The sequence below is a fragment of the Catenuloplanes niger genome (genome assembly GCF_031458255.1).
Taxonomy (GTDB): domain Bacteria; phylum Actinomycetota; class Actinomycetes; order Mycobacteriales; family Micromonosporaceae; genus Catenuloplanes; species Catenuloplanes niger.
The window spans coordinates 3,894,579-3,914,291 of record NZ_JAVDYC010000001.1; the positions used below are offsets into that span (position 1 = coordinate 3,894,579).

A 19,713-nucleotide genomic window follows, 5' to 3' on the forward strand; every position below is an offset into this window, starting at 1 on the left:
CCGGGCGGGGCCGGTCAGGCGTCGTAGTCGACCGTGACGTCCGGGGTGAGCGGGACGGACTGGCAGGTGAGGACGTACCCGGCGGCGACGTCGTCGGGCTCCAGCGCGTAGTTGCGGGCCATCGCCACCTCGCCGGTGACCACCCGGGCCCGGCAGGTCGCGCACACGCCGCCCTTGCAGGCGTAGGGCAGCTCGGCGCGGACGGCCAGCGCCGCGTCCAGCACCCGGCCGTCGCGCGGCATGGTGGTGCGGGACTCCCGGCCGTCCAGCCGCACGGTCAGCGCGACGTCGTCCGCGTTGCCGACCGGCGGCGTGGGGACCGGGACCGGGCCGGCGTAGAACAGCTCCGTGTGCACGGCCGGCGCGCCGCGCGAGCGCAGCAACTCCTCGGCCGTCTCGACCAGCGCGGCCGGGCCGCACAGGAACCACTCGTCGACGCCGGCCGGGACCGCGGTGTCCAGCAGCAGCGCCAGGCGATCCCGGTCGAGGCGGCCGGAGAGCGCGGGCGACAGGCCGGGCTCGCGGGACAGCACGTGCAGGATCTGCAGGCGGGACGGGTACCGGTCCTTCAGCGCGCCCAGCTCGTCGGCGAACATCACGCTCGCGGCCGCCCGGTTGCCGTAGAGCAGCGTGAACGTGCTGTGCGGCTCGGTGGCGAGCGCGGTGGCGACCAGGCTCAGCACCGGCGTGATGCCGGAACCGGCCACGATCGCGCCGTACCGCCGGGTGCGCAGCGGGTCGAGGTCGGTGGTGAACGTGCCGAGCGGGGGCAGCACCTCCAGCGTGGTCCCGGCGCGCAGGCCCCGGACGCCCTGACTGCTGAACGCGCCGCCCGGCACCTCCTTGACGCCGATCCGGATCAGCCCGGTCCGGTCGAGCTCCCGTGGGGTGGAGCAGATCGAGTAGGAGCGGCGGACGGCCGGGGCGTAGCGCACGGTCAGGTGCTGGCCCGGCCGGAACGCGAACTCCGCGCGCAGCTCCGGCGGGACCGCGAACGTGATCGTCACCGCCTCCGCGGTCAGCCGCTCGACGCGGTCCACCGGCAGCGGGTGCCAGACCGGGCGGCGGCGCGCCACCCGTACCACCGAGGTCATGGTCATCGCTCCTTGACCCGGGGAAACGGCTCGGCGCAGGCCCGGCAGCGCCACAGCGAGGTGCACGCGGTGGAGCCGAACCGGCTCAGTTCCTCCGTCTCCGGCGAGCCGCACCGCGGGCAGCGCACCGAGATGGTCAGCAGCACCGGGCGCGGCGGCGCGACACCGGCCTCGGCCAGCTTGCGGCGCCCGGCCTCGCTGATCCACTCCGTGCTCCACGGCGGGTTCAGCCGGGTCTCGACCACCGCGTCCGGGAAGCCCGCACCGGCCAGCGCGGCCCGGACGTCGTCCCGGATCACCGACACCGCGGGGCAGCCGGTGTAGGTGGGGGTGATCGTCACGGTGACTCGGCCGTCCCGCTCCTCGACCGCGCGCAGGATGCCCAGCTCCGCGATGGTCACGAACGGCAGCTCCGGGTCGACGACCCCGGCGGCCACGGTCTCGGCCGGGGTCACCAGCGTGCTCCCGGGTGTGCGCGGTGCAGCGCCTGCATCTCGTCGAGCAGGCCGGTGAGGTGCGCGGTGTGCCGCCCGGCCCGGCCGTCCAGCGCCGCCGGGGCCTCGACACCGGCCGGGATCCGCAGCGTGGCCGTGGTCAGCGTGGCCTCGACGATCCCGGCCCACTCCGCGGCCGTCGGGTCGCCCGCGACGCCCGGCAGTCGCCGCGCGACCGGATCGGGGACGAAGAGCTCCCGGGCGTACGGCCAGAGCCCGTCGACCGCGTCCTGCATGCGCCGGTGCGACTCCTCGGTGCCGTCGCCCAGCCGGATCGTCCACTGTGCCGCGTGGTCGAGGTGGTACGCGGTCTCCAGCCCGGCCGTGGCCGCGATCCCGGCGAGCCGCTCGTCCCGCGACTCCGCCAGGCGGGCGTAGAGCGGGCGCTGCCAGGCCGCGAGGAACAGCAGCTTGGCGACGGTTACCGCGAAGTCCCCGTTGGGCAGCTCGACCAGCACGTGGTTGCGGAACTCCGCCGGGCCGCGCAGGTACGCCAGCGTGTCCTCGTCACCGTCGCCGGTCAGCTCCGCCGCGTAGGACAGCAGCAGCCGGGCCGCGCCGAGCTGGTCGAGCGCGATGTTGGCCAGCGCCACGTCCTCCTCCATCTCGGGGCTCCCGGCGTAGAGCTCCCCGAGCCGCTGGGCCGCGATCAGCGCGTCGTCGCCCAGCCCCAGCGCGTAGCGGGCCACGTCGTTCACAGGTGCGGCGCTCCGTCCGGGACCGAGTAGTACGTGGGATGGCGGTAGGGCTTGTCCGGCGCCGGGTCCACCTCGTCCCCGGACGCGACGATCGCGGTGCTCGGGACGACCCAGACGGAGACGCCCTCCTGCCGCCGGGTGTAGAGGTCGCGGGCGTTGCGCAGCGCCATCGCGGCGTCCGGCGCGTGCAGGCTGCCGGCGTGCGTGTGCGACAGCCCGCGCCGCGGGCGCACGAACACCTCCCACAGCGGCCAGCCCTCGCTCACCGCGCCTGCTTCCGGGCGTAGGCCGCGGCCGCCTCGCGGACCCAGGCACCGTCGTCGTGCGCCGCGCGGCGGTGCGCCATCCGCTCCGCGTTGCACGGACCGTCGCCGTTGATCACCCGGGTCAGCTCGTCGAAGTCCGGCGGCGTGAAGTCGTGGGCACCGCGGTCCGGGTTCCAGCGCAGGCCGTCGTCGGGGATGCGCAGGCCGAGCACCGCCGCCTGCGGCACGCACATGTCCACGAAGCGCTGGCGCAGCTCGTCGTTGGAGAACCGCTTGATCTTCCACTGGATCGAGCGGGCGGAGTGCGTCGATTCCGCGTCCGGCGGGCCGAACATCGCCAGCGACGGGTACCACCACCGGTCGAGCGCGTCCTGCGCCATCGCGTGCTGGGCCGCGGTGCCGTGCGCCAGCGTGTGCAGCAGCTCGTAGCCCTGGCGCTGGTGGAACGACTCCTCCTTGCAGATGCGGACCATGGCCCGTGCGTACGGCCCGTAGGAGCAACGGCAGAGCGGCACCTGGTTGACGATCGCGGCACCGTCCACCAGCCAGCCGATCGCGCCGATGTCGGCCCAGCTCAACGTGGGGTAGTTGAAGATCGAGCTGTACTTCTGCCGCTTGGTCAGCAGCGCGTCGACCAGCTCGTCGCGGGTGATGCCGAGCGTCTCGGCGGCGGCGTAGAGGTAGAGCCCGTGGCCGGCCTCGTCCTGCACCTTCGCCAGCAGGATGGCCTTGCGCTTCAGGCTCGGCGCCCGGGTGATCCAGGAGCCCTCCGGCTGCATGCCGATGATCTCGGAGTGGGCGTGCTGGGCGATCTGGCGGATCAGCCCCTTCCGGTACGCCTCCGGCATCCAGTCGGCCGGCTCGACCTTTTCCTCGGCCGCGACCAGGGCGTCGAAGCGTTCCACACGGGTCAGCTCATCGATGCCGTCCATCATCCGAGTGTTACACCGGTCACGGCACCACGCAATAGACTGTCACACGTGGCGCTTTGGGCGGTTTGACCCTTTTGTGGGATAAGATCCCTCGCTGTGGGGAAGCGACGGGCCGCATCGCGGCAGCGGGCCAACCGGATGATCGTGCCCGCGGCCGTGCTGGCGGTGCTCGCGGCCGGCGCCGGTATCGCGCGCGTGGTGGCGTCCTCCGACGACGCCCGGGCGGCGGCCCCGATCTGGCACGCGCCCGCGTCGAGCCCGCCACGCATCCTGGAGAAGGGCGGCGTCCCGCCGCTGTCGCCGCGCGTGCTGGAGACCGGGCCGGTGTTCCCGGTACGCCCGGCCGCGGTGCGCGTCCCCGGCGACGCGTGGTGGTCCTGGGCGCTGCTCGACCACCGCACCGGCACGCTCTCCGGCTCGCCCAACCTCGGCGAGACCAGCACCACCGCGTCGCTGATCAAGGCCTGGATCGGCGCGGACTTCCTGCGGCTCGCGGACGAGGCCGGGCGCCGGCCCGGCGACCGGCGCATGCGGCAACTGCGGATCATGCTGCGGGACAGTGACAACCAGGCCGCGGAGGCGCTGTGGGCCGCGGTCGGGCGCGCCGAGTCCATCCGCCGGCTGCGGCACGTCTGCCAGCTGATGGACGGCGGGCCGCACCGGCAGATGTGGAGCAACACCCGGCTCTCCGCCCGCGACGTGGTGCTGCTCGGCCGCTGCATCGCGGACGGCCGCGCGGCCGGGGCCACCTGGACGCCGTGGCTGATGCGCGAGATGCGGGCGGTACGCGGCGTCGGCGACTTCGGCATCCGCAAGGCGTTCCCGCCGGCGGCGCGGTCCGGCATCGCGATCAAGAACGGCTGGGTGGTGCGCGACGCGCTCGGCGAGTGGCACGTGAACTGCCTCGCGGTCGGCGACGGCTGGAGCATCGGCGTGCTGACCCGCTACCCGGCCGCCCGCGGGTACGCCTACGGCGCCTCGATCTGCCGCAGGATCGGCCGTCAGCTGCGCGCCTGAGGGATTGCGTTCTGAAACACCTTCACGGGCGTTCCGCACGAGACGACGGATACGGTGGCGGGCATGAGCGTGGCGCAGCGGCCCCGGGTCGGCCATATCCAGTTTCTCAACTGCCTCCCGATCTACTGGGGTCTGATGCGCTCCGGCGCGCTCCTCGACGTCGACCTGCACAAGGACAGCCCGGACGCGCTCAACGACGCGCTCGTCGCGGGTGACCTGGACATCGGGCCGATCTCGCTGCTGGAGTACCTGCGGCACGCGGACCAGCTGCTGCTCCTGCCGGACATCGCGGTCGGCAGCGACGGGCCGGTGCTCTCCGTGAACATCGTGTCGAAGAAGCCGCTGGAGGAGCTGGACGGCGCCCGGGTGGCACTCGGCTCGGCGTCCCGCACCAGCGTGCTGCTCGCCCGGATGATGCTCGCCGAGCGCTGGGGCGTGCGGCCGGAGTACTTCACCTGCCCGCCGGACCTGACCGCGATGCTGCTGGAGGCGGACGCCGCGGTCGTGATCGGCGACGTGGCGCTGCGCGGCATGTACGAGGCACCGCGCCGCGGCCTGTTCGTCACCGATCTGGGCCAGGCCTGGCGGGAGTGGACCGGCCTGCCGATGGTCTTCGCGGTCTGGGCCGCTCGCCGCGACTTCGCCGCGCAGCACCCGGGCCGGGTCAAGGACGTGCACGAGGCGTTCCTGCGCTCGCGCGACCTGTGCCTCGCCGAGCTGGACGACGTGGCGGAGGCGGCGGCGCGCTGGGAGCCGTTCGACGCGGCCACGCTCGCCACGTACTTCCGGGCGCTGGACTTCTCGCTCGGCGAGCGCCAGGTGGAGGGGCTGCGCGAGTTCGCCCGCCGCGCCACCGCCCGCGGCGAGGCGCCGGCCCTGCCCGCGGACGGGCCGGCGTTCTTCCCCGGCTGACGCCGCACCACGACGGTGGTCGAGCCGGCCCGCAGGAACGACGCGCGGACCGCCTCGACCACCCGAAACCGCACGACGCGGGCGGTCCCGATCACCCGGGAACCGCCCCACACGGGCCGCCTCGGTCAGCCGGGACCGCCCGACACGGGCACCGCCTCGGTCATCCGGGACCGCCCGACGCGGCCGCGACGGTCGGGGCCGAGCGCGCCTAGCGCTTGAGGCGGGCGACGACCTCGGTGTCCTCGGTCTCACCCGTCTCGGCGAAGCCCACGCTGGCGTACGCGCGACGGGCCGCCTCGTTGTCCGGCTCGTAGGAGAGCGCGAAGCCGGTCACCTGCGGCTCCTCGGCCAGCACCTTCTCCATCAGCGCCGTGATCGCGGCGCGGCCCAGGCCGGTGCCCTGCCGCTCCGCGTCGATGATCACGCCGCCGATCCAGGCGGCGTCGTCCTCCGGGTCGATCGTCCACATCAGAAAGCCGACGATCTCGCCGTCCGCGCTCACCGCGAGCGGGCGCCAGCCGGCGTCGCCGTACTGGCAGAGCGCGAGGTAGTAGGTGGGTGGTGCGACCCATTCCCGCTGGTGCGGGGCCACGGTCAGGCCGGCGACGGCTCGCCAGTTGCCGGAGTCGACCGGCACGAGGGAGATCTGCGACATGCGGGGCATGGTGCCAGGCCCGCCTCCCGTTGATCTCCATGGGGTTGCCTCGGGCGACCGCCGCGGGACCGGAGCCCGCGGGAGCTCTGGGAAGGTGACCGCGCCGGAAGCGGGCAGATCATTGCCTGTCAGGTGGTGACCTGCGCCTTTTCCTCCGGCATGACCGGGGAGCGATGCGGTTCCGGCGTGCGGTGTGCCGCGGGTGGGGTCGCGAGGCCGCCGAGCAGCGCGCCGAGGGCCGCCGTGATGACCACGATCCCGGTGATCATTTCGAGCGGCCAGCGCAGGCCCGCGTCGAGGTGCAGGCCGAGCAGCATGCCGGACCAGACCAGCGCGACGTGGACCGCGCCCGCGATCGGCAGCCGCAGCGCCGCGCGGGGACCGCGAACCGCGTCCAGCCAGACCACGATCACGTCGGCGAGCAGCGCGGCGAGCACCGCGACGAGTGAGCCGAACGCCATCGGGGCCGGGAACTCGAACATCAGCATCCCGAACAGGACCGTGGCCGCGACGATCGCGGCGCCGGCGCCGAGTGTGGGCCGGCGGCGGTGCGCCAGCAGGAACGGGATCGCGATGATCGGCGTGGTGAAGACGTAGGCGTCCACGCCGAGGAGCGCCACGGAGCCGCCGGCCGCGTCCAGGCCACCGTTCGACGCGGCGTTGCCCGGCACGAACTCCCGGGTCGGCGCGTCGGTGAGGAACGCGTTGGAGTGGCTGAGCAGGATCGTGGTGAGCGCGGTGGCGAGCGCGAGCGCGGCGACGCCGGTGACCGTGCGCAGGCCGTGCTCCGCGGTGGCCCACCAGGCGCGCACCGGGCTGCCGGCCAGCAGGATCGCGCCGATCACGAGTAGCAGGTGGCTCGGGCTGAACTGGGCGTTGAGGCCGACCTCGATGCCGATCGTCTCGTGCCAGATCATGTCGCCGAGACCGCCCGCCCCGAAGACGAGCACGCCGACCGCGCCGGCGCGATAGCCCGCGGGCCAGCCGTCGCGCCACCAGCGCGGCGCGTCGGCCCGGACCCGGTAGGCCAGCCAGAACGTCCAGGCGGCGAGCCCGGCGAAGCCGGCGTAGATCAGGCCGTGCCACGGCGTGAAGAACGTCTCCAGCGTGGACGGCAGGTTGGAGTGCGCCCACCCGTCGGTGATGCCGCCGGCCACCAGGACCGTCGTCAGCGCCACGGTGACCAGATCCTCCCGGGCTGTGGTCCCTCGTCTGCCGGTCATCCCGTCACCCACCCCGATCGTCCGTTACGGCACCTGATCGTCTCCCGGCGGCCACGTCATCGACGACCACCGTTTCAGGAACCGAGAAGCACGACATTTGGGTACGGGTGTCAGGCCGTGACCAGGGCGGGCGCGGCCGGCCGGCGCTCCCGGTGGATCGTGCGCACGATCGGCACCGCGACCAGCGCGCAGATCAGGACGCCGGCCGTGCCGAGCGCGAACACCAGCGTGCGCGGGGCGAGCGCCTCGAGCAGGAAGCCGGCCAGCGCGTACCCGGCCAGGCCCGCGCCCTGCACCCAGCCGCCCAGGATCGCGAACGCCCGCCCGTGCGACTCGGCCGGCACCCGGCGTGCGACCAGCACGTTCTGCTGCACGTTCAGGCCGCCGTTGAAGAAGCCGCCGACCAGGTAGAGCGGCGCCACCCAGAGGACGGCCGGGAAGACCGCCATCGCGGCGACGGCGAGGCAGGTGGCGGCGAGCGTGCACAGCGTGCCGTAGACCAGCGCGCCGTCGTCCCGCATCCGGCGGACCAGCCGGACCGTCACCCACGTGCCGGCCAGCAGGCCCGCGGCCCAGAGCGCCTCGATCAGCCCGTACGCCGTGGTGGAGGCGCCCAGCGTCTCCCGCAGGTAGAAGATGGCCACCACGTTGATCGCGCCGACGCCGAGCACGACGCCCGCGATCGCGACCGTGATCGCGCCGAGCAGCGGGTCGCGCCAGTAGCGGAACTGCCGCTGCCCGGCCCCGTCCGGGCCCGCGGCGGTGTCGCCGGTGCGCCCCCGGCGCGTGCGGATCAGCAGCCCGGTCGCGGCCAGCGCGAGGAACGCCACGGTGACCAGCAGCAGCGGCACCCGCGCGCCGAACCGGCCGACCAGCACGCCGGCCAGCACCGGCGCGGCGAGCGCGCCGATCGAGGTCGCGGTCTGGCTGAGCGCCATGGCCCGCGGCAGGTCGTCGCGGCTCACCATGGCCGGCAGCAGTGCCGCCAGCGTCGGGTGGGTCAGCGCCAGACCGCAGGCGATCAGCGCCACCAGCGCGATGATCAGCAGAGGCGTGGTGACGAACGACAGCAGCGCGCAGACCGCCGCCTGCGCCAGCCCCACGCCGACCAGCAGCCGTCGGCTGTCCATCCGGTCGACGACCCGGCCGGTGAGCGGCGCCAGTGCGACCAGCGGGAGCACGCCCGCCAGCATCAGCCCGGACACCGCGAACCCGCCGGCCCCGGCCGACTGCAACGTCAGCACCAGCGTCGTGGCCGCCGTCAGGTCCCCGGCCACCGAGAGCCCCCGCGCGCCCGCCGCCAGGTAGACGTCCCGCCGGCCCGCCCCAGGTGTGAAAGACATGCTTCGAAAGTAACGCTTCATATCTTGCCCGCGCAATGCCGTTCGACCGCGAGGTTGACGCAGTGGCCCGGCCGGACGTGGACGCGGGCACGCCGGGACGGCCGCGCGCGGCGGCCGGCCCGGACGCCCGGTCAGTCCGTGACGTCCTGCGGGGTGGCGGCGTAGTGGATGACCACGGTGCGGGCGTCGGCCGGCGGATCGGTGCGGCCGCGGCGGCGGTAGGGGTCGATCAGGTCCATGATGGCCTGGTTGAGCTTGAGCGCCTCGTCCGCCGTCATCGTGCAGACGATGCTGCTGAGCTGGCCGACGTTGTACCACTCGGGCGGCGCCAGGTGCGCGGTCCGGACATAGGCCCGGATCCGCTCGAAGTCGCGCTGCAGGTAGGCGTCGACCAGCGCGATCTCGGCGGCCCGGGTGTCGTCGGACGCGTCCTGTCCGGCGTCGATGCTGAACGACGGGGCCGCCGCCCGCCACAGCCGCTCCCGCCCGTCGCCCCGGCTCGGCGCGGCCTCGACCATGCCGGCCTTGGCCAGCGCGCGCAGGTGGTAACTGGTCGCGCTGGGCGACAGCCCGGCCACCTCCGCGCACGAGGTCGCGGTCACCGACTCCCCGGTCGAGCCGAGGTGCTCCATGATGGCCAGCCGCGCGGGATGCGCCAGTGCCCGCATGACCCGCGGGTCCGAGATCGTCACCCGCTGCGACCCGCGCCGCTCCGCGTCGGTCATCAGCACCCCTCCCTCAGCCACCCCGATCATCCCAGCCGCCCGCCCGTGTCCGGCCCGGCGGGTCGCGTCGAGCCGTAAATCGGTGGAGAAGGGAAGGGACGGGGCGTAAGGTGGATGACCGCTTGACGGCCGCGGTGCACGGCACCGGAGCGGACGTCCCACGCGCCGGGCCCGGAGGTGACGGGCTGCGGATACGCGAGCGAGCAGCGGCGAAGATGCGTGAGGATGCAGCGTGCCCGCAGATCTTGAGATTGAGTTGACGGCCGAACGGGAGCACCTGGCCGCGTCCCGGTCCGCGTTGCGGCGGATGCGGGAGCACGCGGAGGCGTTGTTCGCCACCGGTGACAAGGTGGCCGGGGATTCGTACACGGCGGAGCAGCTCGGCCGGCACATGGCACGGCGGGTGCTGGAGCTGGCCGACGACCCGTCGACGCCGTTGTTCTTCGGCCGGCTGGACTTCGGCGACGGCGAGCACGCCGGGCACGGCTACCACGTGGGGCGCCGGCACGTCACGGACGAGGCCGGCGAGCCGATGGTGCTGGACTGGCGGGCGCCGATCTCGCGCTCGTTCTACCGGGCCAGCGTGAAGGACCCGCGGGGCGTGGCGGTGCGGCGGCGGTTCGGCTTCGTCGAGGGCGTGATCACGTCGTTCGAGGACGAGCACCTGGATCGCGGCGAGGAGCTGGGCACCGCGTCGAAGATCCTGACGCAGGAGATCGAGCGGCCGCGCGTGGGGCCGATGCGGGACATCGTGGCGACGATCCAGCCGGAGCAGGACGAGCTGGTCCGCGCGGATCTGGCCGACTCGCTCTGCGTGCAGGGCGCGCCCGGCACCGGAAAGACCGCGGTGGGCCTGCACCGGGCCGCGTACCTGCTGTATCTGCACCGGGAGCGGTTGCGCCGCTCGGGCGTGCTGATCGTCGGGCCGAACCGGGCGTTCCTCGGCTACATCGCGGCGGTGCTGCCCGCGCTGGGCGAGGTGGAGGTCGCGCAGAGCACGGTCGAGGACCTGATCGGGCGCGTCCCCGTCCGGGCCGAGGACGGGACGGCGGCCGCGGTCGTCAAGCACGACGCGCGGATGGCGGAGGTGCTGCGCCGCGCGGTCTGGTCGCACATCGGCAAGCCGAGCGTGCCGATGACCGTGCCGGACGGGTCGTACCGGTGGCGGATCGCCGAGGAGCCGCTGCGCCGGGTGGTGGACGAGGCGCGGCGCGAGGGCCTGCCGTACGCGGTGGGGCGCGAGCGGGTCCGGGCCCGGGTGGTGTCGCTGCTGCTGCGCCAGTCGGAGGCGCGCCGGGGCGACTCGCCGCCGGAGTCCTGGCAGCGCCGGATGGCGAAGGCGAAGCCGGTGACCGAGTTCCTGGACGAGGTCTGGCCCGCGCTGACCCCGGAGGGCCTGCTGCACCGGCTGCTGACCGACCCGGACTCGCTGCGGGAGCACGCCGGCGGCCTGCTCACCGACGAGGAACAGGCCGCGATCGTCAAGACCGGCGGCCGGACCCCGAAGAGCACCCGGTGGACGAGCGCCGACACGGTGCTGATGGACGAGATCGCCGGGCTGCTGGACCGGATGCCGAGCTTCGGGCACGTGGTGCTGGACGAGGCGCAGGACCTCTCGCCGATGCAGTGCCGAGCGATCGCGCGCCGCAGCGAGCACGGCTCGATCACGCTGCTCGGCGACCTGGCGCAGGGCACCGCGCCGTGGGCGTCCGCGGACTGGGCGGTGTCGCTGGCGCATCTGGGCAAGCCGGGCGCGCCGGTGGTGCCGCTGACCGTCGGCTTCCGGGTGCCGGCCGTGGTGGTCGAGCTGGCCAACCGGCTGCTGCCCGCGCTGCGGGTGAACGTCCCGCCGGCCGAGTCGCTGCGGCGGGACGGCTCCCTGGTCGTACGCGCGACGACCGATCTTGCCGGTGATCTTGATCGTGAGGTGCGGGCCGCGCTGGAGCACGAGGGGTCGGTCGCGGTGATCGCGGCGGACGCGTCGGTGGCGGCACTGACGGCGATCGTCCCACAGAGTGATCGGCTCGAGATCGTCCCCGCCTCGATCGTCAAAGGACTCGAGTACGACCACGTGATCGTCGTCGAGCCTGCTGAGATCGTCGACGCCGAGCCAAGGGGATTGAACAGGCTCTATGTCGTGCTGACTCGTGCGGTCTCTCGCCTCACTGTCATTCACGCCGTTCCGCTGCCGGAGCCGCTGACCTGAGCGATGGTTTAGGGAGCGAGCCCCAGCGAGAGGACGAACATGACACTCCCCCGCAACGGCTACCTCCCGATCGAGGAGCACGGCGTCGTCGGCGACCTGCGCACCATCGCACTGGTCGGCACGGACGGCACCATCGACTGGTACTGCCCGGCCCGGTTCGACGCGCCGTCACTCTTCGCCTCCCTGCTCGACGCCCGGAAGGGCGGCTACTTCTCGATCCGCAGCCGGGCCTCGTCCCGCCCGAAGCAGCTCTACCTGCCGGAGACGAACATCCTGGTCACCCGCTTCGTCGGCGCGGAGGCGGTCGGCGAGGTGATCGACTTCATGGTTCCGGAGACCTCGGAGACCGCGGCCGCGCGCGACCTGCTGGTACGCCGGGCGCGCGCGGTCCGCGGCCGGGCCACGTTCGAGCTGGCCTGCCATCCGGCCTTCGACTACGGCCGGGTGTCGCACACGGTCGAGCTGGTCAGCGGCGTCGGCGCGGTGTTCACCTCCGCGGCCGGCCGGTTCGTGCTGCGCACCAGCGTGCCGCTGAAGATCGAGGAGAACGGCGTCGGCGCCACGTTCACGCTGGACGAGGGCGAGACCGTGGAGATCCAGCTGGAGTGGAAGGGCGAGGTGCGCCCGCTGCTCGACGGCGAGAACGAGGACCTGTTCGTGCGCACCTCGGACTTCTGGCAGCGGTGGCTGAGCCAGTGCAAGTACCGCGGGCGCTGGCGGGAGACCGTGCAACGCTCCGCGCTCGCGCTCAAGCTGCTGGTCTACCACCCGACCGGCGCGCTGGTGGCGGCGCCGACCACGTCGCTGCCGGAGGAGCTGGGCGGCATCCGGAACTGGGACTACCGGTACGCGTGGCTGCGCGACGCCGCGTTCACCATCTACGCGCTGATGCGGCTGGGCTTCCTGGAGGAGGCGGCCGCGTTCATGGACTGGGTGCAGAAACGCTGCGAGGAGGCGGACCGCGACCGGGACCGCGACCTCATGATCATGTACGCGGTGGACGGCAGCCCGGAGATCCCCGAGTTCACGCTCGACCATCTGGAGGGATACCGGGGTTCCGCGCCGGTCCGGATCGGCAACAACGCGGTCAACCAGCGGCAGATCGACGTGTACGGCGAGCTGATGGACTCGGTCTACCTCTACAACCGCGAGGTGCCGATCTCGTACGACCTGTGGACCCACCTCTCCAAGCGGCTCGACTGGCTGTCCAGCCACTGGCAGGAGCCGGACGAGGGCATCTGGGAGATCCGCGGTCCACGGCAGCGGTTCACCTACTCCGCGCTGATGACCTGGGTGGCGTACGACCGGGCCTGCCGGCTCGCCCGGGACCGGGGACTGCCGGCGCCGATCGAGCGGTGGCGCAAGCTCGGCAACCAGGCCTACCGGTTCGTGCAGAACTCGTGCTGGGACCGGGAGGTCGGTGCCTACGTGATGCACCCGGGCAGCAAGCTGCTGGACGCGTCGCTGCTGGTCATGCCGTTGGTTAAGTTCTCCGGCCCGACCGACCCGCGGTTCCTGTCCACGCTGGACCGGATCTCCGCCGAGCTGGCCTCGGACAGCCTGGTCCACCGGTACGCGCACACCGGCCACGACGGGCTCGCCGGCCAGGAGGGCACGTTCAACCTCTGCTCCTTCTGGTACGTCGAGGCGCTCACCCGGGCCGGCCGGGTCCGCGAGGCCCGGATGATCTTCGAAAAGATGCTGACGTACGCGAACCACGTCGGCCTGTTCGCCGAGGAGATCGGCCCGTCCGGCGAACAGCTCGGCAACTTCCCGCAGGCGTTCACGCACCTCGCGCTGATCTCCGCGGCGGTCAACCTGGACGCCGCGCTCGACCGGTAGCCGCGGTCCCCCACGCGGGGGACCCTCGATTGCTCCCCGCACGGGGATGGGGTGACTCGGCCCGATCCGTAGCGTCGCTCAGGTCAGGGACATGAGCGACACACAAGGATCGGGTCGATGATCACTCCGCGGCAGGAACAGCTCCGGCGATTCCGTTTTCCGATCCTTCTCGGCGCGATGGCCGCGGTGCTGGCGGCGGCCCGCGGAATCAACGTCCTGGCCGCGTTCGATCCACTCGTCGCGCTGCTCACCGGGCTGCTGACCAGCGTCGCCGCGATCGCGCTCTACGTCTGGCTGAACCGGCGGGTGGAGGGCCGAGAGGCGACCGAGGTGTCCCGGAACGGCATGTGGGCGGGTCTCCGAAAAGGCATCCTGCTCGGTTTCGCGCTGTTCCTGGCGACCATTCTGCTGATCGGTGTGCTCGGTGGCTGGGTGAGCCTCCGATGGCATTCCGTCGGCGCTTTCCTGGTCACCATGGGAATGATGGCGAGCGTCGCGGTCAACGAGGAGTTGCTGTTCCGCGGCGTCGTCTTCCGGATCCTGGAGGAGCGCGCCGGCAGCGTCGTGGCGGTCGTCGTGTCGTCCGCGTTCTTCGGCCTGACGCACCTGGTCAACGCGGGCGCCACGCTCTGGGGCGCGATCGCGATCGGCCTGGCCGGCGGCACCCTGACCGCGGCCTGCTACCTGCTGACCCGCTCGCTGTGGCCGCCGATCGGCCTGCACTTCGCCTGGAACTTCGCCGAGCTGGGCGTGTTCGGCAACGCGACCTCCGGCACCCCGGGCGGCGACACCGGCCTGCTGCACCTGGCACTGGACACCTCGCGGACCGCGCTGACCGGCGGCGCGTTCGGCCCGGAGGCCAGCCCGGTCGCGATGCTGGTCTGCGCGGTGCCGGCGGTCCTGCTGCTCCGCCGGGCCCGGCGAGCCGGGCGGTTCCGGTCCCGCGCGCGGTAGCCAGGCCGTTCGGCGATCGAGGCGCCGGCCGGGCCGGCGCCTCGAGCACCAACTCAGGCGGTCATGATGCGGGTGACGTTCGCCGGGGAGAGGTACTCGTCGATCGGCGTGCTGCCCTGGAGCGCACCGAAGAAGCGGGTGGACTCGGCCGGGTCGGACGCGATCTTCGCGAACAGCGCGGCCTGCTCCGGCGCCGGCGGTTCCATCGAGGCCAGGCCCACGGTCATCCGAAGGTACGGCAGGAAGCGCTCGTCGCGGACGGTCTGGTACCCGGCGAGCGCGTCCGCCATCGGCCGCTCACCGGACAGGCCCGCGTGCACGGCCGCGGCCAGCCACTCCGCGGACAGGAACGCGTCCATGATGCCCGCCGCCATGCACGGGTCCTTGTGGTAACCGGCGTCACCGACCAGCGCCCAGCCGTCGCCGTACGCCTCGCGGAGGAAGTTGGGCACGTCCGCGGTGCCCCGGATCCGCTCGGTGCGCTCGCCGGCGGCCACCCGCTCCGCCAGGCCCGGCACACGCGCGATCGCGGCCGTGTAGTTGCCCTCGACGTCCGCGCGGAAGTCGTGGAAGTCCGCGATCGGGCAGGCCACGAACACCACGGCGGTCCCGTCGTTGGTCGGGAACACCACCACCGTACGGTCGCCGAGGTTGTAGATCTCCGCGCCGTCCCGCGAGACGCCGGTGTAGTACGCGTAGTAGCCCGCGGTCAGCGACGGCGTGTCCGCGTAGGCCTTCGCCCCGACCGCCTTGGCGACCGTGGAGTGCAGGCCGTCCGCGCCGATCACGATGCGCGCCCGCTCGACCGCGCCGTCCCGGGTCCGCACGCCGGTGACCGTGCCGTCCTCGATCAGGATCTCGTCCACGCCGGTGCCGGTACGCACCTCCACGCCCGCGTCCCGGGCCGCGCCGACCAGGATCTCGTCCAGCGCGGTGCGGCGTACGCAGTAGGGCGACTCGGCACCCTCGAACGGCGGCGGCTGGCCGACGATCGCGAACGGGCCGAAGTCCATGGTGAACGTCGTGTGCGGGGGCGCGCCGGTCGCGACCACCGCGTCGTGCAGGCCCCACCGCTTGAGCGCGGCCATCGCGGGGACGTGCATCAGGTGCGTCGACAGGGTGTCGCTGGGAAACGTGGCCCGGTCCAGGAGCAGAACGCTGTGCCCCTGACGGGCCAGCAACATGGCGGTCGGCGAGCCCGCGGTGCGCGCGCCGACAACGATCGCGTCATACATGATCCCACCGTGGTCGACCGGGACCGGTGCGTCAACGAGGTGACCGGCTGGCCGTTCGGCCGATGTTTCATGGCACCTTTGTACACATGGAGATCACGACTGTTGACCTCGACGCGCCCCCGCAACTGTGGGCGCGGTGGGTCGCGCAGGCGGCCGCGCTCGCGACGATCGGATACCGGGACGTGTACTGGATCGACGGTGCCGGCGCGCACCACGACGATCACGGCGGCAACTACGCCCGGCTGACCCTGATCGACGGCGACCGGGCGGTGCTCTTCGGGTACGACCACGAGTACAGCCGAACCGTGGACCACAGCCCGCCGATCGACCTGCTGGCCGGCGCGCCCGAGTGGCTGCCCTGGGCGGACCTGACCTCGGCCGCGAATCTCGACCGGCTCGGGTACGTCTACTGGTACGACAAGGCCTGGCACCGCGTCGCGTACCCGCACGACCTGGGCGACGACGGTCTGCTGGCCACGGTCCGCGAGGTGATCGACGACGAGCAGGCGCTGCTGGCGCTCGGTGAGATCGTCTTCGAGTGGGGCCGGCACGGTCCCGCCGACTCGGTGCGCGAGCGCGCGTCCGTGAACGCGGCCGCGGACCGGCTGCTGGCCGCCGCGTACGCCCGCGCGGTGGACGAGACCGTGCTGTGGAACCTGCTCGGCCGGATCAGCGCGGTGCAACCCGACCCGCGTGCCGGCGTGGCCGCGGCCGCGCAGGGCGGCGGCACTCCGGGCAGCGCCGCGCCGTTCGTGCCGGCCGCGCCCGCGCGCCCGGTCCGCCGCCGGGTCCGCGCGCTCAGCGACGAACAGCACCAGCAGCTGGTCTGGACCGCGATGCGGCAGGCCCACGAGCTGGACCGGCCGGACGAGACGACCTACCCGGCGTCGCCGGAACTGACCGCGCTGATCCACTGGGCGCGCGGCCGGGCGCCGCGCGGCGACGGCCGCTGCTCGGCGCTGTTCCAGCTGGAGATCGACGGCTCCAGCGAGCAACCCGGCGAGTTCCCGCCCGCGACCCGCGAGGGGGAGAACTCCTGGTCGGCGTACCGGGAGGCGAGCGACCTGGTCCGCGCACTGTGGACGGCGGAGAACGCCGGTGGCCGCGGCCGGTGGCTGTTCGTGCGGCTGGAGACGAGCGCGGACGACTTCCGCGTCGAACGGCGCTGGGACTCGTGGCCGGAGTGGTGGGAGTACGACGGCATCACCGGCCCCTGGCTGGACCAGCTGAACGCGGAGATGACGCGCCGGTCACCGCAGTGGCGCCCGGACTGGGCCGTGCTGCTCGACACGGAGGTGGCCTGGAGCGGCCCGCCGGACCGCTACGCCCATCTGCTCGACTAGGGCCTTCAGCGCACCGGGACGACCAGGGGTCCGTGTTCGCCGGGCAGGACACGGACCCGGGCCCGGTAGTGCGTGGCCAGCAGCGACTCGGTCAGCACCTCGGCCGGGGTGCCCACGGCCGCCACCCGGCCGGCCGCGAGCAGCACCATGCGGTCCGCGTACTCGCCCGCGATCGACAGGTCGTGCATGGTGGCGACCACGGTCAGCCCGCGGTCCCGGCGGAGCCGGTCGACCAGGTCGAGCACGTCCTGCTGGTGGCCGATGTCGAGCGCGCTGGTCGGCTCGTCGAGCAGCAGCAGCGGGGCGCGCTGGGCGAGCGCGCGGGCCAGGAACGCGCGCTGCCGCTCGCCGCCGGACAGCGTGGTCATCGGCCGGTCCGCGAACGTGACCAGGTCCAGCGCCGCGATCTCCTCGTCCGCGACGGCCAGGTCCGCGGCGGACTCGCGGCCGAGCGGCGGCACGTAGGGGGTGCGGCCGAGCAGCACGTACTCGCGGACCGTCATGCCGGGCGGCACCGCCGGGCTCTGCGCGACCGTGGCCATCCGCCGGGCCCGCTCGCGCCGCCGCAGCGCGGTGACCTCCACGCCGGGGTCCAGTCCGACGCTGCCGGTGTACGGCACCGCGCCGGTCAGCGCGCGCAGCAGCGTCGACTTGCCCGCGCCGTTCGGCCCGATGACCGTCACCCACTCGCCGGGCGCCACGGAGAGGTCCACGCCGTCCAGGACCGTCGCGCCGCCGAGCAGCACCCGCAGACCGCGGACCCGGATCACAGCGCCACCCGCCGGTGGGTACGCAGCACCAGCACGAAGAACGGCGCGCCGAACAACGCGGTGATCACGCCGATCGGCACCTCGGCCGGCGCCACCGCGGTGCGCGCGACCAGGTCGGCCAGCATCAGGAACGCGGCGCCGAACAGCATCGACAGCGGCAGGACCGCCCGGTACGACGCACCGGCCAGCAGCCGGACCGTGTGCGGCACGATCACGCCGACGAAGCCGATCAGCCCGGAGACCGAGACCGCGGCCGCGGTGCCCAGCGACGCGGCCGCGACCAGGATCAGCCGGGAGCGCTGCGGATGCAGGCCCAGCCCGGCCGCCTCCTCGTCGCCGACCGTGAGCACGTCCAGCTCGCGCCGGTGCAGCAGCACCACGACCGCGGTGACCACCACGTACGGCAGCAGCATGCGCACGTCCGACCAGCCGCCGGTGGCGAGCCGGCCGAGCAGCCAGGAGTAGATCTCGCGCAGGTCGTCCGCGTGCCGCTGCATCAGCCAGGTCTGCCCGGCCTCCAGGAACGCGGCCACCGCGACGCCCGCGAGGATCAGCGCGGCCGGTGACCGGTCCCGGCCGCCGGCCGCGCCGAGCAGGTAGGTCAGTCCGATCGCGGCCAGCGCACCGGTGAACGCGGCGGCCGGGAGCAGCGTGCGCGGACCGTCCAGCGCGATCACCGCGGTGGCGGCCAGTCCCGCGCCGGCCGCCACGCCGAGCAGGTACGGGTCGGCCAGTGGGTTCCGGAACACGCCCTGGTAGGCGGCGCCGGCCAGGGCCAGCATCGCGCCGACGAGCAGGCCCAGCACCACGCGCGGCAACCGCAACTGCAGCAGCACCGCGACCTCGCGCTCGTCCAGGCCGCTCGTCATCCGTACCCCCGGAAGGAGGTTGACGATCTCCGTCGCGACGGCGACGGGCGGCAGCGGGACCGGCCCGAACGCGAGCCCGGCGACACCCGCCACGGCCACCGCGAGCAGGCCGGTCAGCCACCACAGCGGCCGCAGCCGGGTCACGCGGGGACCTTGGCCACCGCGTCCGTGACCGCGCGGACCAGGTCGACGACGCGCGGGCCCCAGCGGGACGCGACGTCGTCGTCGAGCGCCACGACCTGCTTCGCCCGCACCGCGGTCATGGTGTCCCAGCCGGGCCGGGCCGCGACGGTCGCCGCGCTCTGCGCGCAGCAGGTGACGTCGGCCAGGAAGATCAAGTCGGGGTTCGCCTTCACCAGGAACTCCTGGTTGAGCTGCGGATATCCGCCGGCGGCGCCGTTCGCGTCGGCCGGATCGGCCACGTTGGTCAGCCCGGCACGGCCGAGCAGCGCGCCGACGAACGTGGTGGACGTCGCCGAGTACAGCTCCGGACCGAGCTCGTAGTAGTAGGTCAGCGGCTTGGCCCGTTCCGGCAGGGCGGCGACCAGCTTGTCGATCTCGGTGCCGACCTGGCCGACCAGGGCGTCGGCCGGGTGCCCGGTCAGCGTGCCCAGCTCGCGCCACTGGCGGAACGCGTCGTCCAGCGAGGTCGCGGCCGGGGCCAGGTAGACCGGGATCCGCAGCGTGGTGAGCGACGCGACGATGCCGTTGATGTCGTTCGAGAGCACCACCAGGTCCGGCGTCCGCGCGGTGATCGCCTCCGCGTTCGGCTGGAAGCCGGACAGATCAGTCACCGGCACGCCGGCCGGGTAGTCGGACTGGTCGTCGACCGCGACCACCTGCGGTCCGGCGCCGATCGCGAACAGCACCTCGGTGGCGGTCGGGGAGAGCGAGACGATCCGGTCCGGCCGCTCGTCGAGCGTGACGCCGCCGACCGTGACCGGGAACGCGGCGCTCGCCGGGGAGGACGCCGCGGGCGGTGCCGGTTCGTCCGGGCTCGCACACCCCCCGATCGTCAGCAGGGCGAGAATCACTGCGAGGGTACGACGTCCGCGCGCCACGGCCACCTCCGGTTCGACGGCGAACCGGCACGCGTCGTCGCGACGCGCCCCGGTCCGCGAGGGCGTTGATCGCA

Annotated in this window: 18 protein-coding genes and 1 pseudogene; 6 read left to right on the top strand and 13 right to left on the bottom strand. The window is 73.4% G+C overall.

Annotated features, from left to right (window positions below):
* Positions 1 to 14 precede the first annotated feature (14 nt).
* From J2S44_RS16965 to paaA, 5 genes and pseudogenes are all read right to left on the bottom strand, one after another.
* Positions 15 to 1,100, bottom strand: a complete 1,086-nt coding sequence (locus J2S44_RS16965) for a 2Fe-2S iron-sulfur cluster-binding protein (protein ID WP_310414599.1) — start codon at positions 1,098 to 1,100, stop codon at positions 15 to 17.
* A complete protein-coding gene (gene paaD, locus J2S44_RS16970) occupies positions 1,097 to 1,549 on the bottom strand; it encodes a 1,2-phenylacetyl-CoA epoxidase subunit PaaD (RefSeq protein WP_310414602.1) in 453 nt (150 codons plus the stop codon). Before paaD ends, J2S44_RS16965 begins: the two co-directional genes overlap by 4 nt.
* Complete coding sequence (paaC, locus tag J2S44_RS16975) at positions 1,546 to 2,286, bottom strand: 1,2-phenylacetyl-CoA epoxidase subunit PaaC (protein WP_310414605.1); 741 nt, start codon at positions 2,284 to 2,286, stop codon at positions 1,546 to 1,548. The genes paaD and paaC overlap by 4 nt, the downstream gene beginning before the upstream one ends.
* Positions 2,283 to 2,552: a 1,2-phenylacetyl-CoA epoxidase subunit PaaB gene (gene paaB, locus J2S44_RS16980; RefSeq protein ID WP_310414607.1), complete on the bottom strand. Its 270-nt coding sequence runs from the start codon at positions 2,550 to 2,552 to the stop codon at positions 2,283 to 2,285. The genes paaC and paaB overlap by 4 nt, the downstream gene beginning before the upstream one ends.
* Positions 2,549 to 3,430, bottom strand: a pseudogene (paaA, locus tag J2S44_RS16985) (1,2-phenylacetyl-CoA epoxidase subunit PaaA); the annotation flags it as partial. The pseudogene paaA and the gene paaB, both read right to left, overlap by 4 nt.
* Before the next feature lie 150 nt (positions 3,431 to 3,580).
* On the opposite strand from paaA, the gene J2S44_RS16990 reads away from it, so the two are divergent.
* Positions 3,581 to 4,501: a hypothetical protein gene (locus J2S44_RS16990; protein ID WP_310414610.1), complete on the top strand. Its 921-nt coding sequence runs from the start codon at positions 3,581 to 3,583 to the stop codon at positions 4,499 to 4,501.
* 63 nt (positions 4,502 to 4,564) lie between these two features.
* Positions 4,565 to 5,413, top strand: coding sequence for a menaquinone biosynthetic enzyme MqnA/MqnD family protein (locus tag J2S44_RS16995; RefSeq protein WP_310414616.1), 849 nt, complete (start codon positions 4,565 to 4,567; stop codon positions 5,411 to 5,413).
* Positions 5,414 to 5,621: 208 nt separating this feature from the next.
* Here J2S44_RS16995 and J2S44_RS17000 read toward each other — a convergent pair whose 3' ends face one another.
* The 4 genes from J2S44_RS17000 to J2S44_RS17015 form a co-directional block, all read right to left on the bottom strand.
* Complete coding sequence (locus J2S44_RS17000) at positions 5,622 to 6,068, bottom strand: GNAT family N-acetyltransferase (protein WP_310414620.1); 447 nt, start codon at positions 6,066 to 6,068, stop codon at positions 5,622 to 5,624.
* A gap of 128 nt (positions 6,069 to 6,196) precedes the next feature.
* Entirely contained in the window at positions 6,197 to 7,291 is a 1,095-nt protein-coding gene (locus tag J2S44_RS17005; protein ID WP_310414626.1) for a hypothetical protein, read from the bottom strand.
* A 110-nt stretch (positions 7,292 to 7,401) separates the two neighbouring features.
* Positions 7,402 to 8,634 carry an MFS transporter gene (locus J2S44_RS17010; RefSeq protein ID WP_310414629.1) on the bottom strand — a complete coding sequence of 411 codons (1,233 nt, stop codon included), beginning with the start codon at positions 8,632 to 8,634 and terminating at the stop codon, positions 7,402 to 7,404.
* A gap of 131 nt (positions 8,635 to 8,765) precedes the next feature.
* On the bottom strand, positions 8,766 to 9,359 hold the full coding sequence (locus tag J2S44_RS17015) for an ArsR/SmtB family transcription factor (RefSeq protein WP_310414633.1): 594 nt from the start codon (positions 9,357 to 9,359) through the stop codon (positions 8,766 to 8,768).
* Between the two features lie 232 nt (positions 9,360 to 9,591).
* Between J2S44_RS17015 and J2S44_RS17020 the strand changes: the two genes are divergently transcribed.
* The 3 genes from J2S44_RS17020 (at position 9,592) to J2S44_RS17030 (ending at position 14,361) form a co-directional block, all read left to right on the top strand.
* Positions 9,592 to 11,565 carry a HelD family protein gene (locus J2S44_RS17020; RefSeq protein ID WP_310414635.1) on the top strand — a complete coding sequence of 658 codons (1,974 nt, stop codon included), beginning with the start codon at positions 9,592 to 9,594 and terminating at the stop codon, positions 11,563 to 11,565.
* 39 nt (positions 11,566 to 11,604) lie between these two features.
* Positions 11,605 to 13,407: a glycoside hydrolase family 15 protein gene (locus tag J2S44_RS17025; RefSeq protein ID WP_310414638.1), complete on the top strand. Its 1,803-nt coding sequence runs from the start codon at positions 11,605 to 11,607 to the stop codon at positions 13,405 to 13,407.
* A 117-nt stretch (positions 13,408 to 13,524) separates the two neighbouring features.
* Positions 13,525 to 14,361: a CPBP family intramembrane glutamic endopeptidase gene (locus J2S44_RS17030; protein WP_310414642.1), complete on the top strand. Its 837-nt coding sequence runs from the start codon at positions 13,525 to 13,527 to the stop codon at positions 14,359 to 14,361.
* 53 nt (positions 14,362 to 14,414) lie between these two features.
* On the opposite strand, the gene J2S44_RS17035 is transcribed toward J2S44_RS17030, so the two are convergent.
* A complete protein-coding gene (locus J2S44_RS17035; RefSeq protein WP_310414645.1) occupies positions 14,415 to 15,596 on the bottom strand; it encodes an NAD(P)/FAD-dependent oxidoreductase in 1,182 nt (393 codons plus the stop codon).
* A gap of 86 nt (positions 15,597 to 15,682) precedes the next feature.
* Here J2S44_RS17035 and J2S44_RS17040 point away from each other — a divergent pair, with 86 nt between their 5' ends.
* The gene (locus tag J2S44_RS17040) at positions 15,683 to 16,939 is read left to right on the top strand and encodes a hypothetical protein (protein WP_310414648.1); all 1,257 of its coding nucleotides are present in this window, start codon (positions 15,683 to 15,685) and stop codon (positions 16,937 to 16,939) included.
* Positions 16,940 to 16,944: 5 nt separating this feature from the next.
* On the opposite strand, the gene J2S44_RS17045 is transcribed toward J2S44_RS17040, so the two are convergent.
* The 3 genes from J2S44_RS17045 to J2S44_RS17055 are packed head-to-tail and all read right to left on the bottom strand — an operon-like array spanning position 16,945 to position 19,645.
* Complete coding sequence (locus J2S44_RS17045) at positions 16,945 to 17,706, bottom strand: ABC transporter ATP-binding protein (protein ID WP_310429733.1); 762 nt, start codon at positions 17,704 to 17,706, stop codon at positions 16,945 to 16,947.
* Complete coding sequence (locus J2S44_RS17050) at positions 17,706 to 18,785, bottom strand: FecCD family ABC transporter permease (protein ID WP_374727990.1); 1,080 nt, start codon at positions 18,783 to 18,785, stop codon at positions 17,706 to 17,708. The genes J2S44_RS17045 and J2S44_RS17050 overlap by 1 nt, the downstream gene beginning before the upstream one ends.
* Positions 18,719 to 19,645, bottom strand: a complete 927-nt coding sequence (locus tag J2S44_RS17055; RefSeq protein WP_310429735.1) for an ABC transporter substrate-binding protein — start codon at positions 19,643 to 19,645, stop codon at positions 18,719 to 18,721. The genes J2S44_RS17050 and J2S44_RS17055 overlap by 67 nt, the downstream gene beginning before the upstream one ends.
* Positions 19,646 to 19,713 lie beyond the last annotated feature (68 nt).

Coding starts and splice junctions, on each gene's coding strand:
- J2S44_RS16965 (WP_310414599.1), bottom strand. CDS start 1,100: ATGACCATGACCTCGGTGGTACGGGTGGCGCGCCGCCGCCCGGTCTGG.
- J2S44_RS16995 (WP_310414616.1), top strand. CDS start 4,565: ATGAGCGTGGCGCAGCGGCCCCGGGTCGGCCATATCCAGTTTCTCAAC.
- J2S44_RS17000 (WP_310414620.1), bottom strand. CDS start 6,068: ATGTCGCAGATCTCCCTCGTGCCGGTCGACTCCGGCAACTGGCGAGCC.
- J2S44_RS17005 (WP_310414626.1), bottom strand. CDS start 7,291: ATGACCGGCAGACGAGGGACCACAGCCCGGGAGGATCTGGTCACCGTG.
- J2S44_RS17010 (WP_310414629.1), bottom strand. CDS start 8,634: ATGTCTTTCACACCTGGGGCGGGCCGGCGGGACGTCTACCTGGCGGCG.
- J2S44_RS17015 (WP_310414633.1), bottom strand. CDS start 9,359: ATGACCGACGCGGAGCGGCGCGGGTCGCAGCGGGTGACGATCTCGGAC.
- J2S44_RS17025 (WP_310414638.1), top strand. CDS start 11,605: ATGACACTCCCCCGCAACGGCTACCTCCCGATCGAGGAGCACGGCGTC.
- J2S44_RS17030 (WP_310414642.1), top strand. CDS start 13,525: ATGATCACTCCGCGGCAGGAACAGCTCCGGCGATTCCGTTTTCCGATC.
- J2S44_RS17035 (WP_310414645.1), bottom strand. CDS start 15,596: ATGTATGACGCGATCGTTGTCGGCGCGCGCACCGCGGGCTCGCCGACC.
- J2S44_RS17040 (WP_310414648.1), top strand. CDS start 15,683: ATGGAGATCACGACTGTTGACCTCGACGCGCCCCCGCAACTGTGGGCG.